This window comes from Deminuibacter soli, from assembly GCF_003412455.1.
GTDB lineage: Bacteria > Bacteroidota > Bacteroidia > Chitinophagales > Chitinophagaceae > Deminuibacter > Deminuibacter soli.
Map to the genome: position 1 here is coordinate 855,815 of NZ_QTJU01000001.1, position 15,651 is coordinate 871,465.

15 protein-coding genes are annotated in these 15,651 nt (G+C 49.0%); 5 read left to right on the top strand and 10 right to left on the bottom strand.

Going from position 1 to position 15,651, the window contains the following annotated elements; translation table 11 throughout:
• Window positions 1-89: 89 nt before the first annotated feature.
• Genes DXN05_RS03790 through DXN05_RS03800 form a run of 3 tightly spaced genes read left to right on the top strand, consistent with a single transcriptional unit; the run spans window position 90 to window position 1,991 of the window.
• Window positions 90-938, top strand: coding sequence for an alpha/beta fold hydrolase (locus tag DXN05_RS03790; protein WP_116845863.1), 849 nt, complete (start codon window positions 90-92; stop codon window positions 936-938).
• Window positions 938-1,411, top strand: a complete 474-nt coding sequence (locus tag DXN05_RS03795) for an RNA polymerase sigma factor (RefSeq protein WP_116845864.1) — start codon at window positions 938-940, stop codon at window positions 1,409-1,411. Before DXN05_RS03790 ends, DXN05_RS03795 begins: the two co-directional genes overlap by 1 nt.
• Window positions 1,398-1,991, top strand: coding sequence for a hypothetical protein (locus DXN05_RS03800; RefSeq protein WP_116845865.1), 594 nt, complete (start codon window positions 1,398-1,400; stop codon window positions 1,989-1,991). The genes DXN05_RS03795 and DXN05_RS03800 overlap by 14 nt, the downstream gene beginning before the upstream one ends.
• Before the next feature lie 20 nt (window positions 1,992-2,011).
• Here the strand turns inward: DXN05_RS03800 and DXN05_RS03805 are convergent, their stop codons facing one another.
• From DXN05_RS03805 to DXN05_RS03815, 3 genes are all read right to left on the bottom strand, one after another.
• Complete coding sequence (locus DXN05_RS03805) at window positions 2,012-2,308, bottom strand: hypothetical protein (protein ID WP_116845866.1); 297 nt, start codon at window positions 2,306-2,308, stop codon at window positions 2,012-2,014.
• 187 nt (window positions 2,309-2,495) lie between these two features.
• Window positions 2,496-3,182 (bottom strand): DUF1345 domain-containing protein, encoded by a 687-nt coding sequence (locus tag DXN05_RS03810; RefSeq protein WP_116845867.1) that lies wholly within the window; start codon window positions 3,180-3,182, stop codon window positions 2,496-2,498.
• Between the two features lie 26 nt (window positions 3,183-3,208).
• A complete protein-coding gene (locus tag DXN05_RS03815; RefSeq protein WP_116846379.1) occupies window positions 3,209-3,622 on the bottom strand; it encodes a winged helix-turn-helix transcriptional regulator in 414 nt (137 codons plus the stop codon).
• A gap of 121 nt (window positions 3,623-3,743) precedes the next feature.
• Here DXN05_RS03815 and DXN05_RS03820 point away from each other — a divergent pair, with 121 nt between their 5' ends.
• Entirely contained in the window at window positions 3,744-4,346 is a 603-nt protein-coding gene (locus DXN05_RS03820) for an FMN-dependent NADH-azoreductase (protein WP_116845868.1), read from the top strand.
• Between the two features lie 47 nt (window positions 4,347-4,393).
• Here the strand turns inward: DXN05_RS03820 and DXN05_RS03825 are convergent, their stop codons facing one another.
• The 6 genes from DXN05_RS03825 to DXN05_RS03850 all read right to left on the bottom strand — a co-directional run bounded on the left by DXN05_RS03825 (window position 4,394) and on the right by DXN05_RS03850 (window position 12,282).
• Entirely contained in the window at window positions 4,394-4,810 is a 417-nt protein-coding gene (locus tag DXN05_RS03825; RefSeq protein WP_147313832.1) for a nuclear transport factor 2 family protein, read from the bottom strand.
• Between the two features lie 168 nt (window positions 4,811-4,978).
• Complete coding sequence (locus DXN05_RS03830) at window positions 4,979-6,118, bottom strand: VWA domain-containing protein (RefSeq protein ID WP_116845870.1); 1,140 nt, start codon at window positions 6,116-6,118, stop codon at window positions 4,979-4,981.
• Window positions 6,111-8,402 (bottom strand): DUF5682 family protein, encoded by a 2,292-nt coding sequence (locus tag DXN05_RS03835; protein WP_116845871.1) that lies wholly within the window; start codon window positions 8,400-8,402, stop codon window positions 6,111-6,113. The genes DXN05_RS03830 and DXN05_RS03835 overlap by 8 nt, the downstream gene beginning before the upstream one ends.
• 24 nt (window positions 8,403-8,426) lie before the next feature.
• A complete protein-coding gene (locus DXN05_RS03840) occupies window positions 8,427-9,506 on the bottom strand; it encodes an ATP-binding protein (RefSeq protein ID WP_116845872.1) in 1,080 nt (359 codons plus the stop codon).
• Window positions 9,507-9,520: 14 nt separating this feature from the next.
• Window positions 9,521-10,981, bottom strand: coding sequence for a DUF5691 domain-containing protein (locus tag DXN05_RS03845; RefSeq protein WP_116845873.1), 1,461 nt, complete (start codon window positions 10,979-10,981; stop codon window positions 9,521-9,523).
• Window positions 10,981-12,282, bottom strand: coding sequence for an SWIM zinc finger family protein (locus DXN05_RS03850; protein WP_116845874.1), 1,302 nt, complete (start codon window positions 12,280-12,282; stop codon window positions 10,981-10,983). Before DXN05_RS03850 ends, DXN05_RS03845 begins: the two co-directional genes overlap by 1 nt.
• Before the next feature lie 139 nt (window positions 12,283-12,421).
• Between DXN05_RS03850 and DXN05_RS03855 the strand changes: the two genes are divergently transcribed.
• A complete protein-coding gene (locus DXN05_RS03855; RefSeq protein ID WP_147313833.1) occupies window positions 12,422-13,042 on the top strand; it encodes a hypothetical protein in 621 nt (206 codons plus the stop codon).
• A gap of 40 nt (window positions 13,043-13,082) precedes the next feature.
• Here the strand turns inward: DXN05_RS03855 and DXN05_RS03860 are convergent, their stop codons facing one another.
• Window positions 13,083-15,506, bottom strand: coding sequence for a TonB-dependent receptor (locus DXN05_RS03860; RefSeq protein ID WP_245975112.1), 2,424 nt, complete (start codon window positions 15,504-15,506; stop codon window positions 13,083-13,085).
• Between the last annotated feature and the right edge of the window lie 145 nt (window positions 15,507-15,651).

The following is a 15,651-nucleotide window of genomic DNA, read 5'->3' on the forward strand; positions in this document are numbered from 1 at the left end:
ATGCTGATCATTAATGTATTCGGCAACAAATAAACACAATAATACCTCACCCGCTACACACCAATTAACCAACTATTAAAACCAGCACAATGAATAACCGCACTTTAAAAATTGTATTACTCTTTATAGCCTTTGCCATGCTTGCAGTAAATGTATTTGCACAAAACACGCCCACATTGCATGTTGATATTAAAGGCCATGGCAAACGCACGGCCGTATTAATTCCCGGCTACAGCTGTTCAGGCAAAGTATGGGATGAAACAGCAGCACGCCTGGGCAATAACTACACCTGCCATATTATTACTTTTCCCGGTTTTGGCGGCGAAAAAGCGCAGGGCGATGCAGACATTAAACAGTGGGAAACAGCTGTTGCCAATTATATTCAAAACAACAAATTGCAGCAACCTGTTATTATTGGTCACAGCATGGGTGGCGTACTGGCCATGGCCATTGCAGCAGATTACCCCAGCCTGCCTTCACGTGTTGTTGTAGTAGACGCGCTGCCCTGCCTTGCAGCCATGCAGAACCCTGCCTTTAAAGCACAGCCTGATGCAGACTGTAAGCCTTTTCTGCAATATTTCTCGGCCATGAATGATGAACAATTGTTACAGTCGCAAAGAAAAATCACCGCCTCACTGGTAGCCGATACTACCATGCGCGATACAGTGGTACAATGGGCCATGCACAGCGACCGCAAAACACTGGGCATTATTTATTGCCAGTTTGTCAACACCGATGTACGCGAAAAGCTGGCCAATGTACAATGCCCGGTAAACGTTTTACTGGAAGCCAATTTTGCCGATAACAACGCAACTATTCAGCAGCAGTATGCTTTATTGAAAAACAAAACGCTTACTTATTCTACCAAAGGACTGCATTTTATTATGTACGATGATAAAACTTGGTTTTTTCAACAGCTCGGTGCATATTTACAGTAATGCTTTTTGAAGAGATATACCAAAACTACTATCCAAAAATCTTTCGCCTGTGCATGGGTTATGTAAATGACGAAGCACAGGCAAAAGACATTACACAGGAAACCTTTATCACGGTTTGGCAAAAGCTGGGCAGTTTCCGCAACGAATCATCGGTTGGCACCTGGATATTCCGCATTGCATCGAACAACTGTTTGCGGAGTATGGAAAAAAGCAAGCGCATGCCTGCAGGTGAATTACCTGTTCAGCTGCCCGATGTGCCTGCGCCTGACAGGGAAGAAAAAATACGGCAGTTGTACAGCTGTATTGCCACGCTGGAAGAAACCGAAAGAATTATTATTGCCCTTGTACTGGAAGGATTGCCCCAGGCAGAAATAGCTGCTGTTACGGGCCTGTCTGAAGTGAACACCCGGGTTAAAGTACATCGCATTAAAGAGAAGCTGCTAAAAAAATTACAGGCCCATGAACAACTTTGATGATCTACAGCAATTATGGCAACAGGCCGCCCCTGTTGAAACACCGGATGCGGGTGAAGTGATCAGGCAATGCAAAAAGCAGCAGCGGCAAATGATTGCGAAAGGCGCGGGCTTAAGCCTGCTGTTCCTGGGCACGCTTGTTTTCATTATCCTTATTCCCATCCGGGTTCCGTTTAAACTGGTGAGCACTACAATAGGCACTATACTGGTAGTACTGGCAGTAGCAGCAGCCCTCGTGGTAAACACAGGCTTATTCGCAATGCTGCTGCGCACATCGGGCAATACTGCCGACAATGTGACTTACCTCAACGGCCTGAAACGGTACGAGCAACGCCTGCGTTTTATGCACACACGCGGTATCAGCATTTACTTTATTTTGCTTGGTACAGGCATGCTGCTGTACATGTATGAATTTTTACGCCATAATGTTTTAACGGCCGCAGCCGGTTATGCATTGGCTGTGGGCTGGATGTTGTTTGTATGGATTTATATACGCCCCAGGAGCATTAAAAAGCAAACCGCTGCCATTACAGGAATGATCAGCAGGCTGGAAAATATTACGGGGCAAATGGAAGAATAGCTGCAGGCTGTGAGCCAACCTTACTTCCACTGGTAGGCAGCCGCATTTACAACGGCATCGGTGGCTGCCTGGCTTAGCGGGTAAGCTTGCTGCAGGGCGCTGGTAGTTTCGGCCACACAATCAACCAGGGCTGCGTGTTTCCAGTTTTTTTCGTCCATAGCGGTATGCCACACCATAGCAAACCACTGCCTGTCGCCGGCAGACAAGGCAGGATGATGGTACACTTCATCAAAAAAGGTCCAGGGCTGGTTCCAGTTATTGAATGCCTCAATCACAGGTTCTACCACCATGGTATGTATCTGGTTATCCTGGTTCATGGTTATTTCCGTCGTTATGCTGCAATTCGTCCACAGAATGAACTATCTGCGTTATCAGAAAATCAAGTTCTTCAGTTGCGTGTTTTAAAGACGCCAGGTATTCACCTGCATTGCCACCTTGCTCCATCTCCATCAGGTGTACCAACCCCAGTATCGTAAAGATAGATGTATCCCCTTTGAATTTCCGCTAACTTTTTAAGCCTGCTATGAGGTTTACCGTAAGTGCCACCACAAATGTGTTGAGCGCAAAAGAAAGCAGGCCGTGTAAAAGCGCAACACGCCGGATATGCCTGGCCGAAATTTCCACATCCGATACCTGGAAGGTCATGCCTATCACAAACGCGAAATAGGCAAAATCAATATAATCCGGCCGCTTCTCATTGGGAAATTCCAGTCCGCCCGCGTGTTTGCCGGGGTCTGTTTCGTCATCATCATAATACATGTAGGCGTAATGTATCGTAAAAATGGTATGCACCATTACCCACGACAGCAACATGCCCAGTATAACAACGGGTATAAAAATGATCTGATGTGTACCTGCCGCTTCTTTCGACAACAATAACAGCAGTACGGTAAACATACTGGCAAAAGAAGCCAGTACAACCAGCAGGAAAATATAAAAGCGGCTGCTGTCTTCCTCCCTTGCTTTCTGGCGGATGTGATTGGTAGTTTGCTTAAAAAAGATCATCCAGGTGGTGCCGGTAAAGAAAGCGGCAAACACATCCCAGAAAAGCATTAAACGTACCAGCCCGTTTAAGCTGGTATTGCGCACCAGCAGCCAGGTAAGCAGTGCCAGCGCCAGGCCAATCAGCAGGCGCTGCAGCGGATGAAGGCGCATAAAAATATTCCCCGGGGGCGTTCGGTTAACGGGCATGTGGTGTTGTTTGGTGTTTGTCTATGTTACGCAACTTCAACCTTGGCCGCAACCTGCGCATGTGCCGGTTTCTTGCGCTCCCTGCATTTGGACTGCAGGTGTTTTTTATGTTCGATACCCCAGTCGCGCAGCGACAAAATCACTTCTTTCAGTGAACCGCTGTAGGGGGTTAAGGCGTATTCAACGGTAACCGGTGTGGTATCGTACACCGTGCGGGTAATAAATTCGTTGAGCTCCATTTCTTTCAGCTCTTTCGACAGCATTTTGGGCGTAATGTCGTCCAGTGCGCGTTGCAATTCCTTGAACCTGCGTGGCCCTTCAGACAGGGCGATGATAATGGGCAGCTTCCATTTTCCGTTCACTGCATACAACGCATCTTTCACCGCATCAAGGCTTTTCATGCATATCTCCTTAGACACATCTCCGTGGATCTCTTCCATAACAATATTCATTTTACAAAGGTAGTATACCCGAAGATACCGGTATCCTACGGGATACTGCTATCTTTTGTATAGCAAAGTTATGCAACCTTTGCAATATCAAAGACGCATACAACATTTTATGAAAAAGATTTTAAGCATCGTATCAAGCCCCAGAGGAGAAGCATCATACAGCATTAAACTGTCTAATGCACTGATTTCCAAATTACAGGAAACATACCCGGGCAGCACCGTGAAAGAGAAAAATGTAGCAGAAGGGTTTCCTCACCTGGCACAATCGCATCTAAATGCCTTTTTTACCCCTTCAGACCAGCATACCAGCGAAAATAAAGAATTCATCCAGACTTCGCAGGAATCGATTGCTGAGATCAGGGATGCAGACATCCTGGTGATTGGCGCGCCGATGTACAATTTCGCCATTCCCTCTACCTTAAAAGCCTGGATTGACCAGGTAGTAAGAGCAGGTGTTACTTTCAAATATGATTCTAATGGTCCTGAAGGTTTGATTAAAGGTAAAAAAGCCTATATCATTGTTTCCAGCGGTTCTGTTTATTCAGACGGCCCGATGAAAGACTATGACTTTGTTACCCCTTACCTGAAAACGGTGCTGGGCTTTATCGGCATTACCGATGTAGAGGTGATTCGTGTAGAAGGCACATCCGTATCCGGCATCCAGGACGCTGCATATGAAAAAGCAGTGAACAGCATTGCCGCTGTAGCTTAGTTTATACTTACTAACAACAGGAGCAATTGGTTCCTGTTGTTAGTTGTTTAATTTCCGTGCTTGTGTACTTCCATCGAGGCAATCAGCCCGTCTTTCATCAGGAACACATGTTTCAGCGTATCATCTGATACAACATTCTCGTGCATATCGCGTATTACCTGGCGCACATCTACGGTAATTTTGCCGTTGCCTTCATTGGTAAATTGTAATGGCTCTACGTCGGGATCTATAATGCTCCATTGTTTTGCCCAGTAATCGCGTACATTGGTAACGCCTTGTACATAACCGCCTTCGGTTCCGTTTGACCAGCACACTTCGGGGTGCATCATTGATAAGGCAGTGTCCACATCTCTTACATTCATGGCGTAGTACGCCTTCTTCAAAATCGCAGTATGTTTATCCATGGTATCGGTATTATCCGTTTTTATTTTTAAACGGGTTAGTATCAATGGAAAACAATTCATACACTATGCCAATTTTAGCACAACCGGTAATTGTAACAAGTGTTTAGATACTGCATACCATATTTTATCCCGGGATTGTTTAAAAGTTAAACGTTTGAAGTTGGATGTTCTTCGCAGCAGTGATGTGCGAAGGACTTTTTTGGGGAACAATTTTGACCGGGCGGCCTGTTATTTTTTAATGGCGATATTTTCCCCTGCTGCCCATTGCGCCACATCCTGCTTACTGAGTGCGGCGGCCATTAAACCGGGAAACTGATCGGGTGTGCAGGCAAACACCGGTACACCAAGTGCAGCCATAAACTGCGCGTTGCCATGATCGTATGAAGGAGCGCCATCATCGTTGAGGGCAAGCAGTACAACCAGCTGCACGCCTGCGCTCACCAATTCCTGCGTGCGTTTTTGCATACGGGATGCATCGCCGCCCTCGTACAAATCAGTGACCAGCACCATCACCGTATCTGCCGGGCGGGTAATTATCTGCTGGCAATAACCCAGTGCCAGCTGAATATCGGTACCACCGCCCAATTGTACGCCAAACAACAGTTCTACGGGATCGGTAAGCTGTGCCGTTAAATCAACCACAGCAGTATCAAACACCACCATTTTGGTTTGAATGGCAGGCAGGGAAGCCATTACTGCGCCAAAAATACCGGAGTACACCACAGAGGTGCCCATGGATCCGCTTTGATCAAGACAAAGCACCACCTCTTTCAGGGCAGTGCGTTTGCGGCCATACCCAATGCGGGTTTCAGGCACAATGGTTTTGTATTCGGTCTGGTAGTGCTTTAAATTTTTGAGTATGGTAGCATGCCAATTGATCTCGTTGTGCCTTGGCCTGTGGTTGCGGATGCTGCGGCTCAAGCTTCCATTGATGGCCTGTACGGTAGGTTGCGAAAGCTTCTGCATCAATGCATCTACCACTTTGCGTACTACCTGCCTGGCAGTGTCTTTGGTTTTATCAGGAATCACCCTGCTTAAAGTCATTAACGTAGCCACCAGGTGCACATCGGGCTGAATATTTTCCAGCAGCTCTTTCTCAAACAGCATCTGCGTTAAGTTCAAACGTTTGAGTGCATCCTGCTGCATTACCTGTACTACGGTAGAAGGAAAAAAAGTACGTATATCACCCAGCCAGCGGCTTACGTTGGGAGATGAAGCGCCTAATCCACCTGTCTTTTGCTGATCATATAAAGCCTCCAGCGCTTTATCCATCTGCAATTCACGCCCGCTCAGCTGCATGCTGGTGCCGTCGTTTTCGCCGCCGCCCAGTATCATGCGCCATTTACGTATTTCGTGTTCGTTACTCATGACTTGTTTGTTGAATACCCAATAATTGCAATACCACAGGAATAGCACATTGCGCCCGTTCCATATCAATGGCCGCATCTGCAACAGCAGGCAACGGGGCACCGGTACTGCTGTGTTTTACTTTCTCGCCCAGCTTGCGCCGTTCGGGTGGTGTAAACCGGGCAAAGGTTCTGCGCAGCAAAGGCAGCACTTCTTCAAACGGGCCTTCTTCCAGCTCGCTTACCCAGGTGGTGACTACCTGCCACAATTGCGGATCGAGCAGCAGGAAAGCGCCGTTGCCTTTCAGAAAACCTTCCAGCCATGCTGCACTCATGGATGGCGGATTGCTGCGCGACATGCCGTAGTAAAATAGTTGTACCAACTGCCGGCCCTGCAATACCTGCGCATCGGCCAGCAAACGTGTAGCATATCCCTTTAGTACAGGCGCCGCACCCGTGTGATGGGCGATAACCTGTAATGACTGCTGCCATTGCACCGAAATGTCTGCATGTTGCAACAGCCGCACAGCATCATCAGTTTGATACAGCAGCTCCAGTATTTTCTGCGCAGCTGCATCATCAATAGCAGTACAGGCAACCGGTAAACCCACGCAAATGCGTGTGATCATGCTTTCGGTAATGCCGGTAACCATAGCAGCATCTGTGTTACGCACATTGCCGTAACGTATTACGCTCACCAGCCCTGGCACAGCTTCCATCAGCTGCACCACATCGCCGTTAGAGGCGGCGAGGTTTTGTATACACTGTACCAGTTTTTCAACAGCAACGGGGAGTTCGGCGGGTAATGCTTTCGCCAGTAACTGGCACACTATTGCCAGGTGCTGCGCCTTCTCTGCTTCGCTGTTCACATATTTGGTGGCCGCTTCTGCTACCGTATTGCCCCAGCTGCCTTTTTCAATAATGGTAATGGAATATTCCGGCTCCCATTGCAGTCGCCACAGTTCTTTAAAAGTGCCCTTGCCGCCGGTGGCGTGGTTTTGCCCCCAGTTAATATCCAGCAATTGCAGGCGATGCAGAAACACACTGCGCTCCAGGTCGTTTTCCTTACGCAGATCGAGTGTGTATTCCTTCATTTCTGCTGTAGCAGGCAGGCGCAGGCTTTTCTGTGTTTTTTCAATATCGTGCTGCAGCGGCGGTTTGGGTACTTCACCGGGTACATCGCCAATGGTATCACTTACAATTAAGGCATCGTGTATCAGCTGCAGCAGTACATCTTCGCCATTGCACAATACACTCAGCGTGGCTTCATTCAGTTCTTCCAGTCCGGCCTTGCTATAACCGCGTAAGGCGGCTAGTGAACCGGCCATGCGCACGGCGTCTATCACATGCGCTACAGAGGTATCCATTTGTTTGGTACGCAGCAAACCTGCAACGCGGGCCATCCAGCGGGTACCATCATCGTGCGGGTATTGCCAGGTATGGGCATACCAGCCGGGTGAAAAAATGCCTGCGCCATAACCGCTGGTAAAACTCAGGCGATTGTAGGTCCAGGGAATCCAGGTGCATTCTACTTTTACTTTGGGTAAGCCTTTCAGCAGTTCATTATCATCTTTCTGTTTGGGCATATGCTGTAATGCCGGAGCATGCCAGGCGCCGCAAACAACGGCCAGTGTGGTATACAATTCTTTTTCGGCCTGGCGTATGGTTTTACGCATCCAGGCTTCGCGCAGTTTTTCCATGCGCGACATTTTAGGCAATTCATCACGCAGTGCAGACATGGCCTCAGCTACTGCATCAAATATGCCGCCTGTATCCTGCCGGTATTCAAACATATGCTCCCACCATTTTTCTCCATCGCTGAAACCCGCAGCTGCGGCAAGGTGACTGATGGGATCGTGCGCAAACACAGGCATGGCACCGGTATCATCTGTTTCTTCGGCAACCGCACTGTTGTTCATGTGCAGAGGAGGCGGCGCATCATCCGGGTTACCGGCATGCAACGCAGCACGCTGTGCACGCTCGTTCTGTAATGCAAATACATGCGCCACCGGCAGGTCCATAAAACGTACGGGAATATTGCGCTCCCGTGCATATTGAATGGCCTGCCATTCGGGCGAAAACGCTGCAAACGGGTAAAATACTCCCTGCTGCAGGCGGTCTGGCTGGTAGCACAAAATCGCTACCGGCGGCTGCAATTCCTTATGCCCCACCCATTGCAGCAATGCATCTGCATCGGGCGGACCTTCCACCAGCACCATATCGGGCTGCAGCGCTTCCAGGTACTGCCGCACATTACGTGCAGAACCCGGGCCATGGTGCCTTATTCCTAAAACATGAACAGCCATGTTAGTGATTTAAAGTAAACATTGTTATTCCAGCTCACGGCAGGCACGGTAAATATCCTTCCAGTCTTCACGGGTTTTGATCACCGTTTCCACATACTCCTGCCACACCAGCTTATCCTGTACGGGATCTTTAATCACAGCGCCGATAATACCTGCAGCAAGATCGGATGCCGTGATGCGGCCATCACCAAAATAAGCCGCCATTGACAAGCCGTTGTTCACCACAGAAATGGCTTCAGCCGTACTGAGTGTGCCGCTGGGTATTTTTATTTTTGTTTTGCCATCGGCAGTAACGCCGTTGCGCAATTCCCTGAATATGGTTACAATGCGGCGTATCTCCTGCGCAGCCGGCGGCTCCGCAGGCAGTTGCATTACCTTTTCAAAACTTTCTACACGGCGGCGCACAATGTCTATTTCCTCTTCCGTATTATCCGGCACCGGCAGTACCACTGTATTGAAACGGCGCTTTAATGCACTGGACAATTCATTCACGCCCTTGTCCCTGTTGTTCGCCGTAGCGATAATATTAAACCCGCGCACCGCCTGAATAGCAGTATTGAGTTCAGGAACAGGCAATGATTTTTCAGAGAGTATGGTAATCAGCGAATCCTGCACATCGGCACCAATGCGTGTGAGCTCTTCAATGCGTGCTATTTTACCCAGCTGCATGGCACGCATAACCGGTGTTTCAACCAGGGCCTGCCTGGTGGGGCCTTCAGCCAGCAGTCGTGCATAGTTCCAGCCGTACCGCACCGCTTCTTCACTGGTGCCTGCAGTGCCCTGTACAATCAATGTAGAATCGCCGCTGATGGCAGCAGCCAGGTGTTCACTTACCCAGCTTTTGGCGGTACCCGGCAAGCCATACAGCAGCAGGGCCCTGTCTGTGGTGAGTGTAGCCACTGCAATTTCCATCAGGCGTTTGTTGCCGATGTATTTGGGTGATACTTCAAACCCATTGGGCAACGTGCCTCCCATTAAATAGGTAACCACCGACTGCGGTGCAAGCACCCAGTTTTGCGGGCGGTGACCGCTGTCTTGTTGCTTCAGTTCTTCCAGTTCCTGTGCAAACAGTTGTTCTGCATGCTGGCGTAAAATATCAGACATAGAATGATTTGCTTTTATTGATGAAAAACGCGGATGGTTTGTTCTTTCAGCGAAACCAGGCGTACAACGAACGCACTTGTTTGCTGCCAAACCCTTGCGGCATACGCTTCTTTAGGCGCCAGCTGAGCCAGCAGGGGCAATACCGATTCGGGTATATGGCGGATGTGCTGCTGGAAAAACGTGCGGTTGTACAGGTAAGGCTGTTTGGCCACATGGGTGAATATCACTTTGGTTAATTCAAGGCTCCATTTGCGCTCAAAACCTGCCGCCGCACGCAGCACATAATCCGGGTCACTGGCAAAATACTGAATGCAACTGGCATCCTGTTCCACGGCGGGTAGTACACTGAGCAAATCCAGGTAAAACACCTGGCTGTATTGTGCCAATGCCAGCGCCCAGCGCTGATCGTTAAACCGGCGCGTTGCAATCACCAGTGCGCGCACATGCTGCAGGCTTTCTTCCCGTTGCTGAAACCAGGTAATGATTTGCTGCGGCGAAGCACTCCACAACTGCTCCCAGAATACGGGCGGAACAGCTTCTATCAACTGATCCATAATATAGGCATTATCGCTCAGCTCTTTCCTGTTACTGAGTTTATCGATGCCTGTTTTAAAGAGTGCACCCTCCCATTGTGCCGGCATAACAAACTGTATGGTGCCGGCAGTTTTGTTCAGGTTAACCACCTGCTGCAGCGCCTGCTGGTATTGCAGTATAACAGGTGAGCCGGGAATACGTTTCAGCAAACGGGCAGCTTCTTCCTTTACTTTCTGGCTCTTTTCTGTGAGCAGGGATTGCAGCCAGGCAATATCATCAGTGCCTGCATTTACTGACATGAATGATAACAGGTCGGCCCTGGTAGCTGCATTCTCCTGCGGCCAGGTTTGTATTAACCATTCACGTGCAGTAGCTGCATCTGTGCTACGCATATTGCGCAATACCTGTTTGCGTTGCTCCAGTGTGCCTGTTTGCCAAACGGTTTCCATATCCTCTGTAATAAAGTACTGCCATTCGGTATTTAAAGATGCCAGCCAGGCACCGCGCTCACCACTGCATTGCACCACGAGTTCGCGCAGCCGCTTCTCTTTCACAGCAAGGTTCAGTAAACCGGGCAAAAATTCGGGCCATACCAGCTGTGTTTTAGCTGCACATTGAATAAGCCAGTATTCAAGCAGCGGCACACTATCTTCATCCAGCACCTGTTTGAGCAATTGCGTGGCCTGCGCGCTGCAATAGTTTTTTTCTTCAGGGCCTGCTTCTGCAAAAGACACCGCATCGACTGCAACAGGTTGCACACCTGCCTGGCGGATGGTGGCAGTTAAAGCAGCCAGTTGCAGAAAGCCATCTGTTTCATCTTCCTGCTGTTGTTGTATGCTTTGCCACAACGGCTGCAATACAGGCAGCAGATCTGCTGCACCGGCGCTGCGTTTGCCTGTGCCGAGCAAGGCTATATTTACAAGGTTGTTCCAGGTTTGCATTATAATAACTTGTATTCATCATTACGCCACACGCCCAGCAGGCGGTAGGTATTTTCTTTACCCACTACTGCAGTTTGTATAGGCTTACCGCCACTGATGGCGAGCATTTTCCATACACCGGTACTGTTTTCGTCGAGCTGCATCAGCTGCTGTTGTGCATCCTGCAGCCACCAGGTGCCATTGCGTTTAACAGCCCGCAGCTGATCTACTACAAAAGGATATGCTGCCGTAAAAGGCTGCTGTGCAATAAACACACTTTGTACAGCAACCACCTGCTGCCAGTGCGACATGGGTGTTACGGCTGTTTTGGATGTAATACCTGTTTGCTGTTTCAGCAGTGCGCGCTGCGGCATGGCAGAGGGATAATACACCAGCTCGGCCGAAATAACCGATCCCGGTGCAAACGACAGCGGCGGCAGCTGACTGCCTATATAAAACTGCAGTATCAGTGCATGATTGCCGGTTTGCGTACCGTATAGCCAGTTGCGTTCAACGGTTAACTGTTCTTCCTGGTTGTATTCCCTGCCCAGCACCAGCCAATCGTCCTGCACACCGGGCAGCGCACGAATTTCGTCCTGGCTTTGCGGGAACCCGGTTAAACTGCGCACATCCTGCTGCAGCGCAGGCGGCAGCTGATCGATATGCCGGAAGCTTTTCGCCAGCAGGTACAGGCGGCTCAGGTGGTTTACGCAAAGAGAAGGCCAGTGTTCGTTGTAATAGTTTATTTCGCCCAGTTCGCGCAGCATGGCAGCCAGTCCGGGTGCCTGCGCATCAATCATGCGTTTGCTCATGCCCTCTATAAAGCCGGTTCCTTTTTCAGGAAGTTGTGCCAGTCCGCCGCGCACCAGGTCTTTTATCCAGCGCATCAGTTCAGTAACACCATCGCTTACTTTCTGCTGGCGCGCCTGTACGCGCTTTTGCTTAGCGGCATCGCCGGTTTCCTTTCCTGATTTAACGGCTTTCTTTTCCTCACGCTCACCGCGTTTCTGCAACCATTCGTTAACCCATTCAGGCTGTTCGGTTGCTGTAAAAAGAGCAGCATTGCGTGCATACAAAAGCAATACACCCAGCCCGTGTTTACAGGGAAATTTACGACTTGGGCAGGAGCATTTGAAAGCGAGGTTAACGGTATCTACCTGTGTTTGGTAAGGCTTGCTGCCGCTGCCCTGGCATAAACCCCAGATGGCCGCAGGCGTTACACCCAGCTCTGACCATTTGGCCGGGCTGGCGAGCTCTTTACCGGCCTTTTTCGCTGCATCATCCGGCGCCAGGCCAAGCACCTGTTCTTCTGATAAATTCAAACAATGAATAATTTGGATTCTAAGGTAAGGTAAAGGAGTTTATTGCGGCATGCATGGGTTGTTAAAGAATAGGCGCCTTATATCCCTGTTGCAGTTTACGGCGCAACGCTTACATTTGCCTGAACCATACATTAAACCCATGCTTCAGTTACCGGTTAGTATCCGCATTCCGCAGGCAAATGAAATGGCGCACAGGCCCGATATTGATGCTTTGCTGAACAAACGCAGCAGCGCCAATATTGTACAGGGTTTTACCATTACCCCTAACAATACGCCGCAATTGCCTTTTAAATATTACGCAGCCATTAATGTGCACAACAACAAGCTGTGGGAGCTGTTCTCCGCGTTAACCGGCATGCTGCCGGATGAAGTAAGCTGCGTGTATGGCCTGCATGATGATGAGCCCATTACTACCGGTTATTTCGCAAAGGATTATGTGCTGAAAGTATTGCAGCAATACCGCATTGAACTGTCGCAGGACGGCACGCTGGAATTCGGGCTGCTGTTTCATACCAAGGACACGCTGGTTGAACTGTTTGTTACAGCCAGCAAATACATCAAGTTCTGGGGCATGGATATGGATGCCTTTGTAAAAATCATGCTCGACCAGGAAATTCCTTCCAAAGAGCAGCTGGAGTTTGTGGATGAGTATCCTAAAATTGTAGAACCGCTGCGTGATTTTATCCCTTCTGCCAAACATCCCGAAAGCGTGATACACCAGCTAAACATTGCATTTGAAGTAGTAAAGACGCATGACTGATAAAAAAAATCCCCCCGGTTAAACCAGGGGGATTTTTTGACTAGAATTTGTACGTGAGGCTCGCAGCGAAATTTCTTCCTTTCTGCGGGTTTACCGACCAGTAGCCGATATAATAATATTTGTTGGTGATGTTGTTTACATTAAATGCGATTCTCACCTTTTTGGCGTTGAAAAACACACCGCCGTTCAGCAAGGTGTAAGCAGGCAGTTCAAACACACCGGTAACACTGTTGTCGATTACCTTGTACACACCGGCATAGTTGCCACCAAAGCCCAGGCCAAAATTCTTCAAAGTACCCTGGCGAAACTGGTAAGTACCCCACAGGTTGGCCTGGTTCTGCGGGCCCTGGCCACCCGGACTTCTGCCCGGTTCATTGTAAAAATCTTCTTTGTTGCCGTTGATTACTTTGGTACTGTTATGGCTAAAGCCGGCCAGCAGGCTAAGGCCATCAATTGGATTGGCGTGCAAATCGAGTTCCACACCCTTGCTGCCAACCTTACCACCCTGTACAGAGTTGTTGGGGTTGGAAGGATCGGGGTAAACGCGGTTGCCCACTTTAATATCATAATAAGAAACAGTTGCACTGAGTTTGTTATCGATAAAGTTGCCTTTAACACCTGCTTCCCACTGGTTGGCATGCTCGGGTTTAAAGGAGCGAATGCCACTTACCTGGCCATCGGCATCAAATGTTTGCTGCGGCGCCACGTTAATAAAGGCATTCATGTAGTTTACAAACACTGACACTTTATCAATCACAGGCTGGTACACCAGGCCCAGTTTGGGCGATACTGCCCACTGGTGGTAATCATCTGTAGGATCGCTTTTCTCCCCTTTTGAATCAAAGTAATCAGCGCGCAATGCGACCATGGCGCTCAGTCTGGGCGTAAGGTTTACCACATCAGATACATAACCGCTGTAGGCATTGTTGCGGCTGTTGGTGCCTGTGCCATACGTACCGGACAGCAGGTTATCTACCAGCTCTTTGGTTAAATGTACAGGTGGGTGCACTTCACCGGTAGTGGGATCGGTATATTCCACTTCTGCAGCCTGTGGTGTTACCTGGCGGGCAACTTCCCAGCCTGAGCCGTTGTCTTTTACATTGCGGGTAAAGTAATCCAGGCCCACCAGCAAGCGGTTTCTCACGTTACCAATCTTGAAATCACCGTTGAAGTTCTGCTGTACGTCGATAGTACTGGTTCTTTGGTTTTCGTTATGGAAATACTGGTCGAAGTATTTATCGCCGGAAATATCATCCCATATGTAAGTGTAAAAACCTTTTGATTGCACGCCGCCTGTTGAGAACACGGTTTGTGAAGTCCACTGGCGTGACAATTTGTATACTGCCTGCGCCTGCACATTGTAGCGCGGATTGCGGATAGAGAGGTCGTTGCTGGTAAAGGAGCGCTTCCTGTCCAGGTTCAACTCCTGCAGGTTTTTAAAAGGCAGCGGGCTCATCCTGTCTGAGTTAAAGAAAACCGGCGCTACAGCTCTTTTTTCTTCCATCACTTCGGCCATTACATTAAACGTAAGCCGGTCGTTTACTTTATATACCAGTGAAGGCGCGATAAAGAAAGAATGTTTGAAACCCGCATCCTGGAAGCTGTTTTCTGTTTGATAAGCAGTGTTGATGCGCAGGGCAATTTTGTCTTTTTTGCTCAGCGGTGTATTGATATCTGCGGTAACCCTGTTCAGTCCGTAGCTGCCTACCGTATAAGCAACTTCTCCGCCAAAATCATAATAAGGCTTTTTGGTGATGGTATTGATGATACCGCCATAACCGTAAAAGCTGGCTCCGAACAGGGTGCCTGATGGCCCTTTGATCACCTGTATTTCTTCTACATCAGCAGGATCGAGGTTGCCGCTGGTTAAACCGGGCAAACCGTTGATGAGGGAAGGCTGCGCATCAAAACCGCGCAATGCAAAATAAGAAGCGCCGTCGCCTGCCCTGCCGGTGGATTCCCATGTCCTGGCAATACCGGGCACATTTTTCAATGCATCGTCGTAGCTGGTAATCACCTGCTGTTTCATCACTTCTGAAGAAACACTATTGTACACCTGCGGGTTCTCGAGATTTTTCAGCGGCATTTTGGCCACAAACTCACCGCTCCTGTTGCGGTTGGCCGACACAACTACCTCATTCAGCTGCGAAGTATTTTCGTTCAGCAACACATCGGGTGCATAAGTGGTTTCGTTGCTTTTTACTTCTACCCGCACTTCTTTGGTAACAAGACCGGTAAAGGTAGCCACCAGGGTATGCACACCGGGTTTCACTTTTTTAAATTCATATTTCCCGTCTTTGTCAGATGAAGTAACCATGCCGCCGCCTTTAATACCGATGGTTACCGATTCGGCCGGGTGCCCGTCTGATGTTCTGATAACGCCTTTGATGGTACCTGCGCTTGTTTGCGCCCACGCGTAAATGCCTGATAATAGCAGGAAGAGTAGTAATATAGCTTGTCTCACAAACATTGATTTTTCAACGCGCAAAGTACCCAATGTGCAGACGGGGTATTTACATAATCAGGAAATGCGTTTACGAGAAGGGGAAATATGAAGCGGGGATACAAGAAGATCTGAGGGTGTGGCATAAAAGCCTGGGATCAGTAAT